This window comes from Mycobacterium sp. MYCO198283 (assembly GCF_021213805.1).
Lineage (GTDB): Bacteria > Actinomycetota > Actinomycetes > Mycobacteriales > Mycobacteriaceae > Mycobacterium.
Genome location: NZ_JAJQJI010000009.1, coordinates 169,071 through 186,826, shown reverse-complemented (window position 1 = coordinate 186,826; position 17,756 = coordinate 169,071). Strand labels below are relative to the sequence as shown.

General features: G+C 72.1%; 13 protein-coding genes. 2 read left to right on the top strand and 11 right to left on the bottom strand.

Annotation, left to right across the window (positions count from 1 at the left end):
- The first annotated feature begins 137 nt into the window (after window positions 1-137).
- Window positions 138-2,972 carry a leucine--tRNA ligase gene (gene leuS, locus LV457_RS17745; protein ID WP_232172843.1) on the top strand — a complete coding sequence of 945 codons (2,835 nt, stop codon included), beginning with the start codon at window positions 138-140 and terminating at the stop codon, window positions 2,970-2,972.
- Here the strand turns inward: leuS and LV457_RS17740 are convergent, their stop codons facing one another.
- Window positions 2,973-3,626, bottom strand: coding sequence for an SDR family oxidoreductase (locus tag LV457_RS17740; protein ID WP_232172864.1), 654 nt, complete (start codon window positions 3,624-3,626; stop codon window positions 2,973-2,975).
- Between the two features lie 77 nt (window positions 3,627-3,703).
- Here LV457_RS17740 and LV457_RS17735 point away from each other — a divergent pair, with 77 nt between their 5' ends.
- On the top strand, window positions 3,704-5,041 hold the full coding sequence (locus LV457_RS17735) for a glycogen debranching protein (RefSeq protein ID WP_232172842.1): 1,338 nt from the start codon (window positions 3,704-3,706) through the stop codon (window positions 5,039-5,041).
- 27 nt (window positions 5,042-5,068) lie between these two features.
- On the opposite strand, the gene LV457_RS17730 is transcribed toward LV457_RS17735, so the two are convergent.
- The 10 genes from LV457_RS17730 to LV457_RS17685 form a co-directional block, all read right to left on the bottom strand.
- Entirely contained in the window at window positions 5,069-5,539 is a 471-nt protein-coding gene (locus LV457_RS17730) for a MarR family winged helix-turn-helix transcriptional regulator (protein WP_232172841.1), read from the bottom strand.
- A 60-nt stretch (window positions 5,540-5,599) separates the two neighbouring features.
- Window positions 5,600-6,346, bottom strand: a complete 747-nt coding sequence (locus LV457_RS17725; protein WP_232172840.1) for an amino acid ABC transporter ATP-binding protein — start codon at window positions 6,344-6,346, stop codon at window positions 5,600-5,602.
- A gap of 7 nt (window positions 6,347-6,353) precedes the next feature.
- Window positions 6,354-8,135 carry an ABC transporter substrate-binding protein/permease gene (locus tag LV457_RS17720; protein ID WP_232172839.1) on the bottom strand — a complete coding sequence of 594 codons (1,782 nt, stop codon included), beginning with the start codon at window positions 8,133-8,135 and terminating at the stop codon, window positions 6,354-6,356.
- Window positions 8,136-8,162: 27 nt separating this feature from the next.
- Entirely contained in the window at window positions 8,163-8,837 is a 675-nt protein-coding gene (locus tag LV457_RS17715) for a GntR family transcriptional regulator (RefSeq protein ID WP_232172838.1), read from the bottom strand.
- Window positions 8,838-8,913: 76 nt separating this feature from the next.
- Window positions 8,914-9,684: an LLM class F420-dependent oxidoreductase gene (locus tag LV457_RS17710; protein ID WP_232172837.1), complete on the bottom strand. Its 771-nt coding sequence runs from the start codon at window positions 9,682-9,684 to the stop codon at window positions 8,914-8,916.
- A gap of 91 nt (window positions 9,685-9,775) precedes the next feature.
- The gene (locus tag LV457_RS17705) at window positions 9,776-11,839 is read right to left on the bottom strand and encodes a PhoX family phosphatase (protein WP_232172836.1); all 2,064 of its coding nucleotides are present in this window, start codon (window positions 11,837-11,839) and stop codon (window positions 9,776-9,778) included.
- A 114-nt stretch (window positions 11,840-11,953) separates the two neighbouring features.
- Window positions 11,954-12,100 (bottom strand): hypothetical protein, encoded by a 147-nt coding sequence (locus LV457_RS17700; RefSeq protein ID WP_232172835.1) that lies wholly within the window; start codon window positions 12,098-12,100, stop codon window positions 11,954-11,956.
- A complete protein-coding gene (locus LV457_RS17695; RefSeq protein WP_232172834.1) occupies window positions 12,097-14,259 on the bottom strand; it encodes a hypothetical protein in 2,163 nt (720 codons plus the stop codon). The genes LV457_RS17700 and LV457_RS17695 overlap by 4 nt, the downstream gene beginning before the upstream one ends.
- The gene (locus tag LV457_RS17690) at window positions 14,256-15,371 is read right to left on the bottom strand and encodes a VWA domain-containing protein (protein WP_232172833.1); all 1,116 of its coding nucleotides are present in this window, start codon (window positions 15,369-15,371) and stop codon (window positions 14,256-14,258) included. The genes LV457_RS17695 and LV457_RS17690 overlap by 4 nt, the downstream gene beginning before the upstream one ends.
- Complete coding sequence (locus tag LV457_RS17685; RefSeq protein ID WP_232172832.1) at window positions 15,368-17,749, bottom strand: DUF5682 family protein; 2,382 nt, start codon at window positions 17,747-17,749, stop codon at window positions 15,368-15,370. The genes LV457_RS17690 and LV457_RS17685 overlap by 4 nt, the downstream gene beginning before the upstream one ends.
- Window positions 17,750-17,756: the final 7 nt, after the last annotated feature.

Below are 17,756 nucleotides of genomic sequence, written 5' to 3'. Positions count from 1 at the left end.
GCAGGCGCGGCCGACCGTAACAACCGACGCGAGCGCCCCACCAGCATCGCTGCCAAGCTCTGATGCGTCCGCAACGGAACCGAGACCTGCTGTCGCGATTGGGGTCGCCGGTGGCGCACTGACTACCCTGATGCTCCGTGACCGAGACCCCCACCGGCGCCGACGCCGACATACCCCGGTTCCGCTACAGCGCGGAACTGGCCGGACGCATCGAGGGCGACTGGCAGCGGTACTGGGAGTCGGCGGGCACCTTCCACGTCCCCAACCCGGTGGGTTCGCTGGCGGCCCCCGACGGCGAGGTGCCGGCCGACAAGATGTTCGTCCAGGACATGTTCCCCTACCCGTCGGGGGAGGGCCTGCACGTCGGCCACCCGCTCGGCTACATCGCCACCGACGTCTACGCCCGCTTCTACCGGATGTCCGGCCGTAACGTGCTGCACGCGTTGGGATTCGACGCGTTCGGCCTGCCGGCCGAGCAGTACGCGGTGCAGACGGGCACCCACCCGCGGATCCGCACCGAGGCCAACATCGTCAACTTCCGCCGCCAGCTCGGCCGGCTCGGCCTCGGGCACGACTCGCGGCGCAGCTTCGCGACCACCGACGTCGACTTCTACGCCTGGACGCAGTGGATTTTCCTGCAGATCTACAACGCCTGGTTCGATCCCGCCGCGAACAAGGCCCGGCCGATCGCCGAGCTCGTCGCCGAGTTCGAGTCCGGCGTCCGCACGGTGCCCGACGGCCGCGAGTGGACGGCGCTCTCCGCGGGCGAACGCGCCGACGTCATCGACGGCCATCGGCTGGTGTACCGGGCCGACTCGCTGGTCAACTGGTGCCCCGGCCTGGGCACCGTGCTGGCCAACGAGGAGGTGACCGCCGAGGGGCGCAGTGAGCGCGGCAACTATCCGGTGTTCCGGAAGCGGTTGCGGCAGTGGATGATGCGCATCACCGCCTACTCGGACCGGTTGCTCGACGACCTCGACGCGCTGGACTGGCCGGACAAGGTCAAGACCATGCAGCGCAACTGGATCGGCCGCTCGGTCGGCGCCGCGGTGCAGTTCGCGACCTCCGCGGGCGACGTCGAGGTGTTCACCACCCGGCCCGACACGCTGTTCGGTGCGACCTATCTGGTGCTGGCGCCCGAACACGAGCTGGTCGATGCGCTGGCGACGCCCGGCTGGGCCGAGCACGTCGACCCGCGGTGGACCTACGGCGCGGCATCGCCGGCCGAGGCGGTCGCGGCCTACCGCGCGGACATCGCCGCGAAGTCGGACCTGGAACGGCAGGAGAACAAGACCAAGACGGGCGTGTTCCTGGGCGCCTATGCGGTGAACCCGGTCAGCGGGCAGCACATCCCGGTGTTCATCGCTGACTACGTGCTGCTCGGCTACGGCACCGGCGCCATCATGGCGGTGCCCGGCCACGACCAGCGGGACTGGGAGTTCGCCCGCGAATTCGGCCTGCCCGTCGTGGAGGTGGTTGCCGGCGGGGATCTCTCGCAGGCCGCCTACACCGGCGACGGCGTCCTGGTGAACTCCGGCTACCTCGACGGCCTCGACATCGCCACCGCCAAGCAGACGGTGACCGCGCGGCTGGAGGCCGACGGTCGCGGCCGGGCCCGCGTCGAGTACAAGCTGCGCGACTGGCTGTTCGCCCGGCAGCGCTACTGGGGAGAGCCGTTCCCGATCGTCTACGACCGCGACGGCCGCGCCCACCCGCTGCCGGAATCGGCGCTGCCGGTGGAACTCCCGGACGTCGACGACTATCAGCCGGTGGCGTTCGACCCCGAGGACGCCGCCAGCGAGCCGTCGCCGCCGCTGGCCAAGGCGGCCGACTGGCTGCACGTCGAACTGGACCTCGGCGACGGGCTGCAGACCTACACCCGCGACACCAACGTGATGCCGCAGTGGGCCGGCAGCTCCTGGTACGAGCTGCGCTACACCGATCCGCACAACGCCGAGCGGTTCTGCGCGCGCGAGAACGAGGCGTACTGGATGGGCCCGCGCCCCGCCGAGCACGGCGCCGACGATCCCGGCGGCGTCGACCTGTACGTCGGCGGCGTCGAGCACGCGGTGCTGCACCTGCTGTACTCGCGGTTCTGGCACAAAGTGCTCTACGACCTCGGCCACCTCACCTCTCGCGAGCCCTACCGGCGGCTGATCAACCAGGGCTACATCCAGGCGTTCGCCTACACCGACGCGCGCGGCGCCTACGTCCCGGCGGCCGAGGTGACCGAACGCGACGGGAAGTTCTTCTACCAGGGCGCGCCGGTCAACCAGGAGTTCGGCAAGATCGGCAAGAGCCTCAAGAACTCCATCTCGCCGGACGAGATCTGCGACGCCTACGGCGCCGACACGCTGCGGGTGTACGAGATGAGCATGGGTCCGCTGGAGGCGTCCCGGCCGTGGGCCACCAAGGACGTCGTCGGCGCGCACCGCTTCCTGCAGCGGGTGTGGCGCATCGCCGTCGACGAGACGACCGGCGCGCTGCGGGTCACCGACGATGCGCTCGACGACGAGACGCTGCGGGCGCTGCACCGCACGATCGCCGGCGTGGCCGACGACTATGCGGGGCTGCGGAACAACACCGCCGCCGCGAAGCTCATCGAGTACACGAACCACCTGACCAAGCACGACGTCCGCAGCCGCGCGGCGGTCGAGCCGCTGGTGCTGATGGTGGCACCGCTGGCGCCGCACCTCGCCGAGGAGCTGTGGCGCCGGCTCGGCCACGACACCTCGCTGGCGCACGGGCCGTTCCCCGCCGCCGACCCGCGGTATCTGGTCGAGGACACCGTCGAATTCCCGGTGCAGGTCAACGGCAAGGTCCGCGGGCGCATCAGCGTGGCCGCCGACGCGGGCGCAGGGCAGATCGAGGCGGCCGCCCTCGCCGACGAGAAGGTCGCCGCGTTCCTGGCGGGTGCCACGCCGAAGAAGGTCATCGTCGTCCCCGGCAAGCTGGTCAACCTCGTCGTCTGATCACCGCGGCCGGACGACGACCTCGTGCACGTGGGCGTCGCGCGGCGCCCGCACCGCGTCGGCCGTGACGGCGGCAACCGTGCCGGGGCTCAGGAACTGCTCGGGCCGGTACTCGCGGCCCTCGTAGGCGATCAGCTGCCGCTGCATGGCGGTGTCGATCCGGCCCGGGTGGATCGACGTCACGCGCAGCGACGGCTCGTCGGCGCGCAGCGCATCGGCGAAGCCCCGCAGCGCGAACTTGCTCGCCGCGTAGGACGCCAGCCCCGGCGAGGCGTTGATCCCCGAGCCGGAGTTCATGAAGACGACGTGGCCCTCGGCGGCCCGCAGCGCCGGCAGCAGCGCCAGCGTCAGCGCCACCGCGCCGATCACGTTGACCTCCAAAGTGGTCCGCCACTCGTCGACGCTCGACTCCGCCACCCGCCCCGGAAACGCGACACCGGCGTTGTGGATCAGCACGTCGAGCGACACGATCGGCTCCACCAGCGCCTCGATCGCCCCGGTGTCGGCGAGGTCGAGCGGCCAGGTCGTGGCGCCGTACCGGGCCGCGACGGCGTCGAGCCGCTCCGACGGCCGGCCCGCCAAGAGCAGGGTGTGGGTGGGCGCCAGCGCCGCGGCCAGGGCAGCGCCCACCCCGCCGCTCGCGCCGGTGATCATCGCTGTCGGGTTCGCGGTCGCCACCTGCGCGACCCTACCGACCTGCGGACTCGGCCGACCCGCCGCATGATTGAGCGATGCCCGACCCCGGCTTCGCCCCGGCCATGCTCGCCGCCCGCGCCGCGTACCTGCTGCGCGGCAACGATCTCGGCGTGATGACGACGGCGGCGCCGCTGCTCTATCCGCACATGTGGAGCTGGGACGCCGCGTTCGTCGCGGTCGGGCTGGCGCCGCTGTCGGTGGAGCGCGCCGTCGTCGAGCTCGACACCCTGCTGTCGGCGCAGTGGGACAACGGCATGATCCCCCACATCGTCTTCGCAAACGGCGTCGACGGGTACTTCCCGGGGCCGGCCCGCTGGGAGTGCGCGACGCTCGCCGCCCAGGCCCCGGCGAACCGGCACACCTCGGGCATCACGCAGCCGCCGGTGCACGCGATCGCCGTCCAGCGCATCCTCGACCACGCGCGCACCCGCGGCCGCTCGACGCGCGCCGTCGCCGAGGCGTTTCTCGACCGCCGCTGGAACGATCTGGTGCGCTGGCACCGCTGGCTCGCCGAGGCCCGCGATCCGCACGAGCGGGGCCGCGTCACGCTGTACCACGGGTGGGAGTCCGGCATGGACAACTCGCCGCGGTGGGACAGCGCGTACGCGAACGTCGTGCCGGGCTCGGTGCCGGAGTACCGCCGCGAAGACAACACCATCGTCACCGACGCCACGCAGCGGCCCTCCGACCTGGAATACGACCGCTACCTCTGGCTGCTGGAGGAGATGAAGTCCGTCCGCTACGACGACGGGCTGTTGGCCAAGGTGATGAGCTTCGCGGTCGAGGACGTGTTCGTCTCGGCGGTGTTCGCGGTGGCCTGCGACGTGCTCGCCAACATCGGCGAGGACTACAGGCGTCCGCACGCCGACGTCCGCGACCTGTACTCCTGGGCCGAGCGGTTCCGGGCGGGGGTCCTCGCGACGACCCACCCCAAGAGCGGCGCCGCCCAGGACTACGACGTGCGCGCCGAACGGTGGATCGCCACCGAGACGGTCGCGCAGTTCGCGCCGCTGCTGTGCGGCGGGCTGCCGCACGACCGCGAACGGGCCCTGCTGCGGCTGCTGGAGGGTCCGCGGTTCTGCGGGCATCCGGACCTGCGGTACGCGCTCATCCCGTCGACCTCGCCGGTGTCCCGGGACTTCCGGCCCCGGGAGTACTGGCGGGGGCCGGTGTGGCCGGTCATGACGTGGCTGTTCTCCTGGGCGTTCGCCCGCCGCGGGTGGGCCGAGCGCGCGCTGACACTCAAGCGCGAGGGCCTGCGGCAGGCCAGCGACGGCACCTTCGCCGAGTACTACGAGCCGTTCACCGGCGAGCCGCTGGGCAGCATGCAGCAGTCCTGGACCGCCGCCGCGGTGCTCGACTGGCTGGGCTGACCGCGGCGCCGGACGGTGAGCGAGGCGTCACTCCTCGGCCGGCGGGGCGGCGCCGGAGAGCCGCTCGAGCGCGCCCAGGGCTTCGGTCAGCACGGTGATGTCCTCATGGCTGAGCTGGCTGAGCATCGCGGCCAGGTGGGCCTGCCGGCTGGACAGCGACTCGCGGTGCACCTCCAGCCCCTTCGGAGTGATGTCGACGAGCACCGCGCGCAGGTCGGAGGTGTCGCGGGTGCGCTTGACCAGCCCCAGCTTCTCCAGCCGGCGGATCGCGACGGTGGTGGTGGGGGTGCGCACCCGCTCGTGGGCCGCCAGGTCGGTCATCCGCATGGGCCCCTGGTCGAGCAGCGTGATCAGGATGGACAGCTGGGCCAGCGTCAGATCACCCGTCGGCACCCGGTTCGCGCTGGTGTCGCCGCGGCGCAGATGGGTGGCCAGCTTGGAGAACGCACGTTGCAGCCCCTCGGCGAGCTCGGTGAGCTGGGGGGCAGTCTCCGGCATATCGCCGATCCTAACGTGTCAGCGTCTGCCAGGAACGGACGTTCGGGGGGTTCGCCCGTCTCAGAGCACCTGCGACAGGAACCGCTGCAACCGGTCGGTTCCGGCGGCCGTGAAGATCTGCTCGGGCGGGCCCGCCTCGACCACGCGGCCGTGGTCCATGAAGACCACCGCGTCGGACGTCGAGCGGGCGAACTCCATCTCGTGGGTCACCACCAGCATCGTCATGCCTTCTTCGGCGAGTTCGGCGATCAGCGCGAGGATGCCCTTGACCAACTCGGGGTCCAGCGCGGAGGTGGCCTCGTCGAAGAACATCACCTGCGGCGCCATCGCGAGCGCGCGGGCGATCGCGACCCGCTGCTGCTGGCCACCCGACAGCGTGCCGGGCCGCGCCTGCGCCTTGTGCGCCAAGCCCACCCGGTCCAGCTGCGCCATCGCGACCGCACGGGCTGCTTCGGCGGGCAGCTTCTTCAGCTTGCGCGGGGCCAGTGCCACGTTGTCGATGACGGTGCGGTGGGGGAACAGGTTGAACTGCTGGAACACCATGCCGATGCGCTGGCGGAGCTGGTCGGGGTTGTCGGCGAGCACCGAGCGGCCGTCGAGCAGGATGTCGCCGGCGTCGGGTTCGTGCAGCCGGTTCAGGGTGCGCAGCAGCGTGGACTTGCCGGAGCCGGACGGGCCGATCACGGCGGTGGTGGTGCCGGCGGGCACGTCGATGTCCACGCCGCGCAGCACCTTGTTCGGCCCGAACGCCAGCTCCAGGCCCGTCGCCGCCAGCGAGACCGCGTGCGTCGTCGTGTGGTCGGTCATGCCCGGGTCATCCCTTCGCTGCCGTGGGCGGGTCGAGCGGATCGTCCTCGGCGGCGGCGGGGCGACCGCTGCGGAGCCGCCGGTCGATGTGGTTGACCAGGTGGGTGAGCGGGACCGTCAGCGCCAGGTAGAAGATGCCCGCCGCCACCAGCGGCGACAGGTTGCCGGTCTGCGCGTTGAGGTCGCGGCCCACCTGGAACAGTTCGCGCTGCCCGGCGACCAAGCCCAGGAAGTACACCAGCGCCGACGCCTTGAGCAGCGAGATGAACTGGTTGACCAGCGCCGGCAGCACCCGCCGCACGCCCTGCGGGATCACCACCAGCCGCATCGCGGAGCTGTAGCTGAAGCCGAGCGCCCGCGACGCCTCCAGCTGGCCGGGCTCGACGCTCTGGATGCCGGAGCGGAAGATCTCGCCGACGTACGCCGCGGCCATCAGGCCCAGCGCCGCAATACCGAGCGGATAGGGGTTGTTGCCGGTGAGCCCGCTGACCACCGGCCCGACGCCCAGCCCGATCAGCAAGATGATCACCACTTCGGGCAGCCCCCGGAAGATGTCGGTGTAGATGCGGGCCGGCCAGCGCAGCCAGCGTGACCGCGAGATGCCGGCCACCGCCAGCACCATGCCGAGCCCCAGCCCGATCGCCGCGGCGCTGATCGTCAGGATCAGCGTGTTGGGCAGGCCGGTCTTGAACAGCACCGGGACCGACTCGCGGTAGAGGTTCCAGTCGAGGAACGAGTCCTTCAGCTGCGACAGCGTCGACTTGGGCGCCGCACCGGTGTCCCGGTCGCCGTTGGCGGCCGCGATCGCCGCGAAGTCGGGCAGCTGCGGGTAGGGCGCCGCCTTGGAGCCGGGCTTCCAGCCCGGCGGCAACGCCCGCGGCACCCACTCGCTGTACAGCCGGGCCCAGGTGCCGTCGGCGATCACGGCGTCGAGGCCGCTGTTCAGCGCGTCGATCAGCGGCCGGTTCTCTTTCGCCACCGCCCACGCGACGAAGTTGTCGAGGCTGAACGTGTTCTCGACGATCGCGACGGGGTCGCCGGCCTGCACGGTGCCGCTGGCCTGCTGCGACGGCGCCACCCAGGCGTCCAGCTGCCGGGCTTTGAGGTTCGCGTAGACGGTGTTGTAGTCCGGGTACTTGACCGGGTCGAGGCCCAGCGTATTGATGACGTACTCCTCTTGCACGGTGCCCTGCACGACGCCGATCCGCTGCCCGGCGGCGAGCTTGCCGAAGCCGGTGATCGGCGACCCCGTCGGCACCACGAGCGAGAAGTAGCCGAAGTCGTAGCCGTTGGTGAACCCGACCGTCTTCCGCCGCGCCTCGGTGGTGGTGATCGACGAGGAAGCGACGTCGAACCGTCGGGAGGCCGTCTGGGCGAGCAGTCCGGAGAACTCGGTGCCGACGAAGTTCACCCGCAGGCCGAGCTTGTCCGCGACGGCCCGCAGCAGCTCGTTGTCGTACCCGGTGAACTGGCCCGCCGCGTTGATGCAGATGCTCGGCGGGGCGTCGGACAGCGTGCCGACGGTGAGCACGCCGGGGGTGCCGAGCCCGAGCGCACCGACGTCGACGGATTCGAGCGGGACGACGGACGCGGTGGTGTACCGGTCCTGCTCGGGTCCGCCCGCCGCGGCCGCCAGGTTGGTGGGCAGCGCGCTGGCGCTGCCGATCCCCGGCGGAGCGCACTGGTCGTTGTCGGCCGCCGCCGCCGGCGCCCACCCGGTGGCCGCCACGATGAGCAGCGTCGCCGTTACGGCGCAGAGCCTGACCATCCGCTGCATCGGCCGCGTCATAGCTGCAACGTAATCGTCGCGCCCGGGCTACGCGCGGCGGGCAGCTTCCTGCGCGGGCAGCACCCCCCGACGACGCAGCTCGTCGACCATGATGTCGGTCAGCAGCGCCATCCGCACGACGCAGGCTTCCCGCGCGGCGTCGGCGTCGCCGGCGACGATGGCGGCGTGCTCGGCCGCCAGCGCGGGCAGCAGCCGGTCATGGTGGTGCAGATACAGCGCCGCGATGTCGGCAGGTACCACGTTGCGGTAGGCGTGGATGGCGGCGGCCAGCCGCGGACCTGCGTACTCGCCGACGATGCAGTTGCGGTAGGCCAGGGCGATGTCCTGCACCTGCTGCGGCGAATCGGCGTCTTGCAGCGCGGCACGCAGTTCCTCGAGGTGGCCGACGATCCGGCGCTGCGGATCGGCGGCGGCGCGGGCGGACGCGATGCCGGAGAGGACGCCGTAGAGCTCATGGTGCTCGCGGACGGTGAACTCGTCGAACCGCGCGACGAACGCGCCGCGGTGGTATCGCGTCGTCAGGACGCCGTCGTGCTCGAGCTGCAGCACCGCCTCCTGGATCGGAACGCGGCTCATCCCGAGTTCCTGCGCAATCGCATTGCGATCGACGCGGTCACCGCTGCGCAATCGACCCGTCATGATCAGCGTCATGATGTGGGTGACCGCCTGGTCCTTTTCCTTTACGCCGTACTTCTTCGGCATGCGCTCCTCAACCCCCGAAAACAATGAGCGCAGTCTGCCATGACGGCACGACAAACAGCGGCGGGGGAGCGCCCGGTTACTGGCGGTTATCGCGCCATTCACACAGCGCCTTGGCGGCGCTGAGGTCGTAATCCGGTCCGTTGACGCCGACGGTGAACAACGTGACGCCCAGGTCAGCGAGCGGATCCGCTTCGGCAAGTTTGTTGACACCAGAAGAACGTTCGATGCTCGCGGGGTCCCGGCCGACGTCGGCGCAATGCCGGTCGAGCACTTCGGCCTTCTTTGGATATGTTTCCGGATCGGTGAAGCCGTGCCAGATGTTGGCATATTCTGCCACCAGCCGGAGCGTCTTCTTTTCGCCCTGTCCGCCGATCAGGATCGGGATATCCCGCACCGGTTTTGGATTCAATTTCTGCAGCCGTGAGGTGATGCGCGGCAATGCTGCAGCGAGGTCGTCCAGCCGGCTTCCGGCCGTTCCGAATTCGTAGCCGTACTCGTCGTAGTCCCGCTGCTTCCAGCCCGACCCGATGCCGAGGATCAGCCGGCCGTCGCAGATGTGATCGACGGTGCGCGCCATGTCCGCCAGCAAGTCGGGATTGCGGTAGGAGTTGCACGACACCAGCGCGCCGATCTCGATCCGCGAGGTCTGCTCAGCCCAGGCGCCGAGCATCGTCCAGCACTCGAAGTGGGCGCCGTCGGGGTCGCCGTAGAGCGGGAAGAAGTGGTCCCAGTTGAACGCGATGTCGACGCCGAGGTCCTCGCAGCGCCGAACCGCGTCACGCAGGTGGGTGTAGTTGGGCGAGTGTTGGGGCTGCAGCTGGACGCCGACCCGGATGCGATGGCTCATCCCGCCACCGTATCCCCGCACCTCGGTGCCGAAACCGACGAACGGGCGCGAAAGTGCGGGTGCGGTCCACCTTTTCGTCGATCTCGGCGGCCTATACGCCGATCTGCCCGGCGGGCTTCCACACCGCGACGACCGCGGGCCGCGCCGTGCCGTTGCCGCCCTCGGGCCAGCGCGACAGCGGATTGTCGATGCTGTGGTCGTCGCTCTCGCCGGGGTGCTGCACCGACACGGTGACCAGGTCGTCGCGGATCACCGGCCCGCAGGTCTCGGCGCCCCGCGGCACCGTCAGGAACTGCTTGGTCTCACCGCGGTGGGGCCCCTCGAGCGCGACGGCGAACAGCCCGTCGTTCGCGCCCAGCGCGTTGCCGTCGGTGGAGATCCACAGGTTGCCGTGGCTGTCGAACGCCAGGTTGTCCGGGCAGCTGATGGGACTCACGCGGCTCTTGTCGAATCCGCCGTAGTAGGTGTCCGCGGCGGCCGGGTCGCCGCAGACCAGCAGCAGGTTCCACGTGAAACCGGTGCCGGTGTGGTCGTCGGTGATCTCCAGCACCTGGCCGCTCTTGTTGTCGGTGCGGGGGTTGGCAGCATCGACGGTGGCCTTTCCGGGGGCGCCGCGCTCGACGTTGTTGGTCAGGGCCACGTAGACCTTGCCGGTCCTGGGGTTGGCCTCGAAGTCCTCGGGCCGGTCCATCTTGGTGGCACCCGCCCGGTCCGCGGCGAGCCGGGTGAACACCGCCGCCTCGGCCGCCGAGAGCCCGGGCACCAGCGACTCCGCGCCGGCGGGGCCGGAGCGCAGCAGCGGCAGCCATGTGCCGCTGCCGGCGAACTCGCGGCCGGCCGGCGGCGTTCCGGACCCGTCGAGCTGCTCGGCGGGGATGTCGCTGGTCAGCTTCGCGGCGTAGAGCGTGCCCTCGTCGAGGATGCCCATGTTGTGCGCCATGGCGGCCGCGTCGTCGGGTCCGCCCGGCCTGATGCGGCGACTGGACACGAACTTGTACAGGTAGTCGAACCGCTCGTCGTCGCCGCTGTAGGCGACCACCGATCCGTCGGCGGTGACGTGGATCGTCGCGCCCTCGTGCTTGAACCGGCCGAGCGCGGAGTGCTTGACCGGCGTGGAGTTCGGATCCCACGGGTTCACCTCCACGACGTAGCCGAACCGGTTCACCTCGTTCGGTGAGGCGACGACGTCGAACCGCGGGTCGAAGGTCTCCCACCGCAGCTCCGTCGGCTGCTGCTTGACGCCGTAGCGCGCGAGCCGTTCGCTCGGCTTCGGAGCTCCCTTCGGCGCGCCGAAATAGGTGTGGAAGTTCTCCTCGCCGGACAGCACCGTGCCCCACGGCGTCACGCCGCCGGCGCAGTTCGCGAAGGTGCCGGCGACCGTGCGGCCGGCCGGGTCGGCCGCGGTGCGGACGAATTCGGTGCCGGCGGCCGGCCCGCTCAGCGTGATCGGGGTGTCGGCGGTGATGCGCCGGTTGTAGCGGCCCAGCACCGGCCGCAGCCCGCCGTGCGGGGTGCGTTCGACTTCGACGACGGACAATCCGACGGCGGCGATCTCCACCTCGAACTGCTCGCGGGTGGGGGCGTCGGCGGCGTAGCCCGGGAACATGAACTGGGGGCTGACGTACTCGTGGTTGGTGACGAGCAGGAACCGGTTCGGCTGGTCCGGCATCGGCAGCAGGGCCGCGAAGTCGTTGTTGAAGCCGAACTGCTGCCGCTGCGCCGCGCCGGTCTGCGCTCGAACGGCGAACACCGGCGCCCCGGGCAGCACGGCGTCGCCCCAGCTGATCACGACGCCCTGCTGATAACCGTCGGGGATGACGACGGCGTCTGCGCTGTTGGGCGCGACGGCGGTGAAGTTCATGCCGGGCGGGGCGGCGTCGGGGTGCGGTGACGAGGACGGGGACGGCGCGTCGTCACCGGTGCCGCACGCCGCGATCGCCGAGCCCGCACCGACGGCCAGCACGGTCACCGCGCCGGCCCGCAGCAGCGCCCGGCGCGACACCGCCTGCCTTACCACGTCGCCGAAGTAGGCGTTGTCGCTGGTGTTCGGCGCCGGGTGCGCGCACGCCACGCCGCACTTGTTGCGGCAGGTGATGTGTTGCCGCGACGACCGGCCGTCGTGGGAGACCAGCAGGTTGAGCGGGATGAGCGCCACGGCCGCCGTCCTTTACGGTGATGCACCGGTCCGCAGGCTGCGGGCCGGCGTCACCCCGGAACGTACGCAAGGACAGCGAGCGGCCGGCAGCCGTCGGGTGAACGGCCGGTGTCGTCAGGTGGCGAACCCGGGCGTCGACTCCGGTGGTTCGGTCGGGGTCAGGCGTTCGGGTGTCTCCGCCGGGGCGAGGCGCTCGGGGGTCTCACTGGGGCTGAGGTGTTCCGGCGGTTCGCTCGGGGCGGCGGGTTCGGGAGTGGTCATGCGGGTCCTTGGGTCGAGTGGGCGATGTCCTCGGGTGGCACGTCGGCGGACTCCGCGTCGCGGGCGTCCTCGTCGGCGCCGGCCTCCAGTGCGGTCGCTTCGTCGGGGCTGGGTGAGGTCATCGGCGGTCCTTTGGTCGGGTGCCCACCGGCTACCCGGGTGTCCGGCGGCGGAAACGACGCCAGGCGGTGGCGCAGCGCGCGCTCGGTCTGCTCGAGCAGGCAGAAACTGCGCAGCAGCGCCGCGGCGGGGTCGCCGCCGACCTCGGGCGGGAAGACGACAAAACCGTGCGCGCGCAGCAGGCGGTGCTGCTCGGCCAGCTCGGCGAGCAGCCGATCGCCCCGGTCACCGGACGTGCCGCGTTCGGCGTTGCGCACCAACCAAGCCCGGTGCCCGCGCAGCACGGCGGGCACCGGGTCGGGCGGCGTCGCGGCGGGCGTGGTCGCCGCCACCGCGGGGGTGGTGCGGGTGATCTCGGCGGTGGCGAAGTACAGCTCGTCGACCGCGTCGGCCGCCGCGCGCGGATCGAGCAGGCTCAGCGGCTCGGCGCGGGGCGGCACACCCGCGCTGGCCAGCCGGGCGGTCACCAGCGTGCCCGGCGGAACGCGGCCGGCGAGCGACTCCACGCGGTCGATCGCCGCGGCGGTGAGGTCGGAGTAGCCGATGGTCAGCAGCAGCTCGTCGCCGTCGGCGTCGGAGATCGGCCAGCGCAGTTCCTGCCGCGTCTGGTCGAAGCGGGGCGCTCCGACGGCGTGCGGCGCCAGCACCAGCCAGTCGGCGAGCGGATCGGGTGCGTCGAGCAGGCCGCGCGCTCGGCCGGTCCCGCCGCGCACGTCCCGCCACCGGGTCGTGACGTCGAGCTCGGCGACGAGGGCGGCGCCGCTGACGGAGGCGAGCTCGGCGCGGGTGTGCTCGACGGCCGAGAGCCGGCCGGCGGGGTTGAGCCGCGCATCGCGCAGGTCGACGCGCCGGCCCGCGGCGTTGCCCGGCGACAGCAGGCCCTGCCACGGGCCGGGCTCGTCGTGGCGTTGCAGCGGATCGAAGCCGAAGACGTCGACGGGCCGGGCATCGGTCAGCGACAGGAAGCGACGCTGCTGCGGCCACCAGAACACGGTGGTCAGGCCGTGAAAACCGGTGGCCGACCGCCACGGCATCGATCCCATCCCGAAGAGCTGCATCGACTGCACCGGCGAATAGGTGTTGCGCGCATGCCCGATGAGCCGCACGGGTTCCTCGCCGGTGGTCGCGGCTCGCTGCAGGGCGTGCACCAGGGCGTAGGCCAGCGCGACGTCGAAGGTCAGCTGGTCGGTGCTGGTGGTCGCGGACCGGTGGAGCTGCTGCTCGATGTGGTCGGCGAGGCGGCTCAGCTGGGCCGACAGCCGGTAGTACTCGGCGCCGTGCGCCCACACCGCCGCGGTCTCGTAGCGTTCGTGCAGCGCGGGCGACGGATGCGCGGTTCCCAATCGCACGGTGTCGGCGAGCAGCCGTCCGGCGCTGGCCCGCAGCCGGGCGCGGTTGTCGGACAACGTCTCCGCGGTGGCGGCGGCGGCCTTCGTCGGTGCCGGCGGCTGCGGGCTGCGGCCGTGGCGGCGCTGGTAGGCCAGCGCGGCGGCCACCTGGTAGCGGGGCAGCGGCGTCAGCGGCTGGTCGGCCACCAGCCCGGCCAGGCCACCGCCCGCGTAACCGAAGGTGACGTGCAGCCGCGGGAAGCCGATGCGGATGCTGCCGGCGCGGACGATCTCCACGTCGGCGTCGTCGAGCCCGCTCACGAACCGCAACGCCCAGGTGTGCCCGGGCCGGCCGGCGTGACGGGTGAGCGCGTCGGCGCCGATGTCCATCAGCTGGGCGTGCAGGTCGGCCGAATCCGGCTCGGCGGCCGCCGATTCCGCGAGCCACAGCCCCGCGGCGATCACGTGCCGGCAGACGACGGTGCTGGGACAGTCGCACTGCGCGGCGGCGGGTCCGGCCTCGGCGACCAGGCCGGGGTCGAACCGGACGGTGTGCTCGCCGACCGCCACGGTGATCGCCTCGGCGCCGGCCTGCAGCAGGGTCGGCGGCTGGCGCGTCAGGTCCTTGCGCGCACGGCGCAGCAGGCCGCGGCTGGCGGTGGCCGCCCACATGCCGTCGTCGTAGCGCCGCAGCCGCTCGGCCACGCTCACCGGGTGACCTCCACCAGCCAGTCGGCCAGCTTGGCCGGGGTCAGCGCGGCGATCGCCATGCCGCAGTCGGCGAGCGCTTCGGCCACCCCGTGGTCGTAGTAGGCCGCGGCGGTGTCGTCGAGTGCCGCCAGCCCCAGGAGTTGCACCCGCGCCTCGGCCAGTGACCGCGTGACGCGCTGCAGTTCGGCGACCGAGCCGCCCTCGCAGAAGTCCGTGATCAGCACCAGCACGGTGCGGCTGGGGTTCTCGACCAGCTGCGCGCAGTACTGCATCGCTTTCGCGATGTCGGTGCCGCCGCCGAGCTGCACGCTCATCAGCAGTTCCACCGGGTCCTCGGCGTAGGCCGACAGGTCGACGACGGAGGTGTCGAACACGACGAGCCGTACCCGGAACGCGGGCAGGCCGGCGAGGATGCCGGCCATCACGGCCGCGTGGATCACCGAGGCCGACATGCTGGCGCTCTGGTCGACGCACAACACGATGTCCCAGGTGAGCCGCCGTCGGGAGCGCTCGAAGAAGCGCACCTCCTGCAGCACGAGCTGTTGCCGGGCCGGGTCGTAGTTCTTGAGGTTGCGCCGCACCGTGCCGCGGACGTCGAAGTTCGCCGCGTCGGGCACCGGCGAGTGGCGGCTCCGGTTGAGCCGGCCCGCCAGCGCGCGCCGGACGTCGATCTCGATGCGCCGGGTCAGGTCGTCGACGACGGTGCGCACGATGTGGCGGACGGTGCCCAGCACCGCGTTGGGCAGGTGGCCGCGCAGCTCGAGCAGCGTCCGCAGCAGTCCCTCGTTGGGTTCCAGCTGGGCGAGGGCTTCGGGGTCGGCGATGATCTCGGTCAGGCCGTAGCGGTTGAGGGCATGTCCGACAACGGTTTCCGCGGTGTCGCGGGGGAACAGCTCGCGGACCTCGCCCAGCCAGTCGAGCACGTGCGGCGCCGACGTACTGTCGCCGCGCGCCGACAGGTCGGGGCGCACCCCGCGGTCGGCGTACTCACGGCGGTACAGGTAGTCCAGCGCGTCGGCGCGCCGCGCCTCGATGGTGTCGGGTTCGCCCTCGCCGAGCTGCGTTTCGGCGTACCGGCCCAGCATCAGCCGCCAGCGGTCGACGTCGCTCACGCCGGGGCCGCCCACCGGTCGAGACCGTCGCGCGCCAGCAGCTCGACAGCGTCGCGCGACGCCGCGACATGCAGTGCGGCGTCGGTGTTTCCGGGTGGTCGCCGAACGATCGGCGGCCCGTCGCCCCGGCCGGCGACGACGGCGGCGACCCGGTCGATCTCCGACGGCGTGAGGTCGGCGAACGCCAGCCGCAGCTGCGGCAGGTGTGCGAGGAAGGTGTCGTCGTCCCAGCCGCCGAGCCGCTCGTCGAGCGCGGCGACGAGAACCGGTTCCTGCCAGACGATCTCGCGGCAGGTCTGCACGACGCCGTGCAGGAAGCCGATGGCCTCGTCGGGCGCGACGGTGCCGGCGAGGTGCCCGCGGACCGTCGCGGCGACCTCGTCGGCCGACAGCCGGCCGGCGGTGTACTGCAGGCCGAGCGCCGCACCGCGCACCCGTGCCGCCGGGTGACCGGTCCGCAGCCGTTCCACCAGCCCCCAGTAGGCCGCCGCGCCGACGTCGAGATCCGTTGTGGCGGCGAGCACTTCGTGCAGCCGCAGCAGTGCTTCGGTGACCTCGGCGGGATCTACGCCGCCGCAGTCGGAGCCGAGGTAGAGCGCTCGCCGGTAGGCGGTGGCCAGCAGCGAGGGGACCGCCGTCAGGCGCTGCGCCTCCAGCGCCTCGCGGGCGTCGACCAGCATCGCCAGCTGGCTGCACGCCTGTGCCATCCCGGGAAACGACGGGTCGGACACCACCGCCGACGTCACGGCCGGCAGCGCCTCGGCGGCCCGCTCGTGCAGCCCCAGCACCGCGGCCTGCACCAGCAGCGCGCAGGCGGCGCAGGCGTCGCGGTGCTCCGTCGACGCCTCGAATTCCTCGACCACTTTGGAGAACCGGCGCGCCACCGCCTCGGGCAGCGTGACGCCGTAGCCGGCGGCCTCGGTGAGCGCGCCTTCGGTGGCCGGCAGCCAGCGGTACTCCCAGCGTTCCTGCACCCGGCCGAGGTCGCGGCCGTTGACGTAGTCCGGCCCGCCGGTGCACACCGCGAACGGCACGCCGAGCAGCGTCAGGCCGTGCAGCAGCCGGCTGGTGACCCGGTGCGCGGGCTTGCGGTAGATGTCCAGGTGCAGGCTGCGCGGCTGCGGCGAATCGATTTTCAATTTCTGCTGTGCGAGCCGCTCCAGCGTGTCGGCTACCAGCGGCGGGGTGGCCGCACCCGGCGGCGCGGTGCCGATGCGGTCGCCGGTGAGCACGGCGCGCACGGCGGCGGTGACGGCGGCGCCTTCGAGGTCGATCGCGCCCTTGACGACGGTGCTGGTGATCGCGTCGACGAGGTCGCTGCGCAGCGGGGCGGGGCGTCGACGCAGGCCGCTCAGCAGCAGCGCCGCCTCGAACGCGGCGGCCACTGTCGGCTCCGGCACGGGGTGACCGCCGCGGCGCAGCCGGGCGCTCACGTCGAGCAGCGCCGCGAGCGTGGCGTCGACGCGCGGGGCGGTCCGGTTCCGCCGCGTCAGCGCCTCCCACTGCCGCTGCTGCCAGGCCGGCGATGTCATCCCGGCGGCGTAGCCGTTGAGGCGTTCCAGCCGGTCGAACGAGTACCGGATCAGCGCCGTGCCCTGGTGGCGGAACCGCGCGCGGATCTTGGGGCGCTTCGGCGGATCGGCCACGAGCGCCGGCAGCACCACCGCGTGGAAGCCGCCCACCACCACCAGCACCGGCCCCGCCGCCGGATCCCGGCGGGCCAGCGCCTCGCGGATGTGCCAGGTCATCTCCGCTTCGCGCGCCGTGGTGCCGTCGGCGTCCAGTTCGCCCGCCGGGGTGTCGTCGCGGGCCTGGCCGCAGTAGGCGGCCATCGCGGCGACGTGGTCGGCGAGCGTCGTGTCGGCGGCCTGCGCTTCGAAGAGCAGCTCCCACAGGTCTTCGTGGTCGCGGCAGCCGAGCCGGTGCGCGAGCAGGTCGAGCCCCCGGCTGTGGGCGTAGCGGCGTTCGTCGAGCAGCGATTCGGCGTCGTCGGCCACGCGGCGGCGGCCGAGCGCCACCTGTTCGGTGAAGTCGAGGTCGATGAACGCCGCTGGGATGCCGCGGGCTGCGGCATCGGCGAACGCCACGAACTCCGGGGAGTAGTCGCAGAACGGGTAGTAGCCGCTGTGACGCACGGCGGCGTCGGCGGCGTAGGTGTAGAACGCCAGCGGGTTGCGGGCCTGCGGCGCCAGCAGCTCGCCGATCAGCGGGTCGAACGAGCGCGGCCCTTCGACCAGCACCTGCGCGGGCGACAGGTCGGCGATCGCGCGGCGCACCTGCCACGCGCAGGCGGGGCTGTGGTGGCGGACCGGGATGACGACCAGCTCGTCGGTGACGAGCGCCGCGGCCAGCGCCCGGACCTCGGCACCGGTCGGCACTACCGAC

Bases quoted from the DNA above. Each gene is read 5' to 3' on its own strand.
- LV457_RS17710 (WP_232172837.1), bottom strand. From the start codon at position 9,684: ATGAGCCATCGCATCCGGGTCGGCGTCCAGCTGCAGCCCCAACACTCG.
- LV457_RS17730 (WP_232172841.1), bottom strand. From the start codon at position 5,539: ATGCCGGAGACTGCCCCCCAGCTCACCGAGCTCGCCGAGGGGCTGCAA.
- LV457_RS17720 (WP_232172839.1), bottom strand. From the start codon at position 8,135: ATGACGCGGCCGATGCAGCGGATGGTCAGGCTCTGCGCCGTAACGGCG.
- LV457_RS17715 (WP_232172838.1), bottom strand. From the start codon at position 8,837: ATGCCGAAGAAGTACGGCGTAAAGGAAAAGGACCAGGCGGTCACCCAC.
- LV457_RS17700 (WP_232172835.1), bottom strand. From the start codon at position 12,100: ATGACCACTCCCGAACCCGCCGCCCCGAGCGAACCGCCGGAACACCTC.
- LV457_RS17740 (WP_232172864.1), bottom strand. From the start codon at position 3,626: ATGATCACCGGCGCGAGCGGCGGGGTGGGCGCTGCCCTGGCCGCGGCG.
- LV457_RS17725 (WP_232172840.1), bottom strand. From the start codon at position 6,346: ATGACCGACCACACGACGACGCACGCGGTCTCGCTGGCGGCGACGGGC.
- LV457_RS17735 (WP_232172842.1), top strand. From the start codon at position 3,704: ATGCCCGACCCCGGCTTCGCCCCGGCCATGCTCGCCGCCCGCGCCGCG.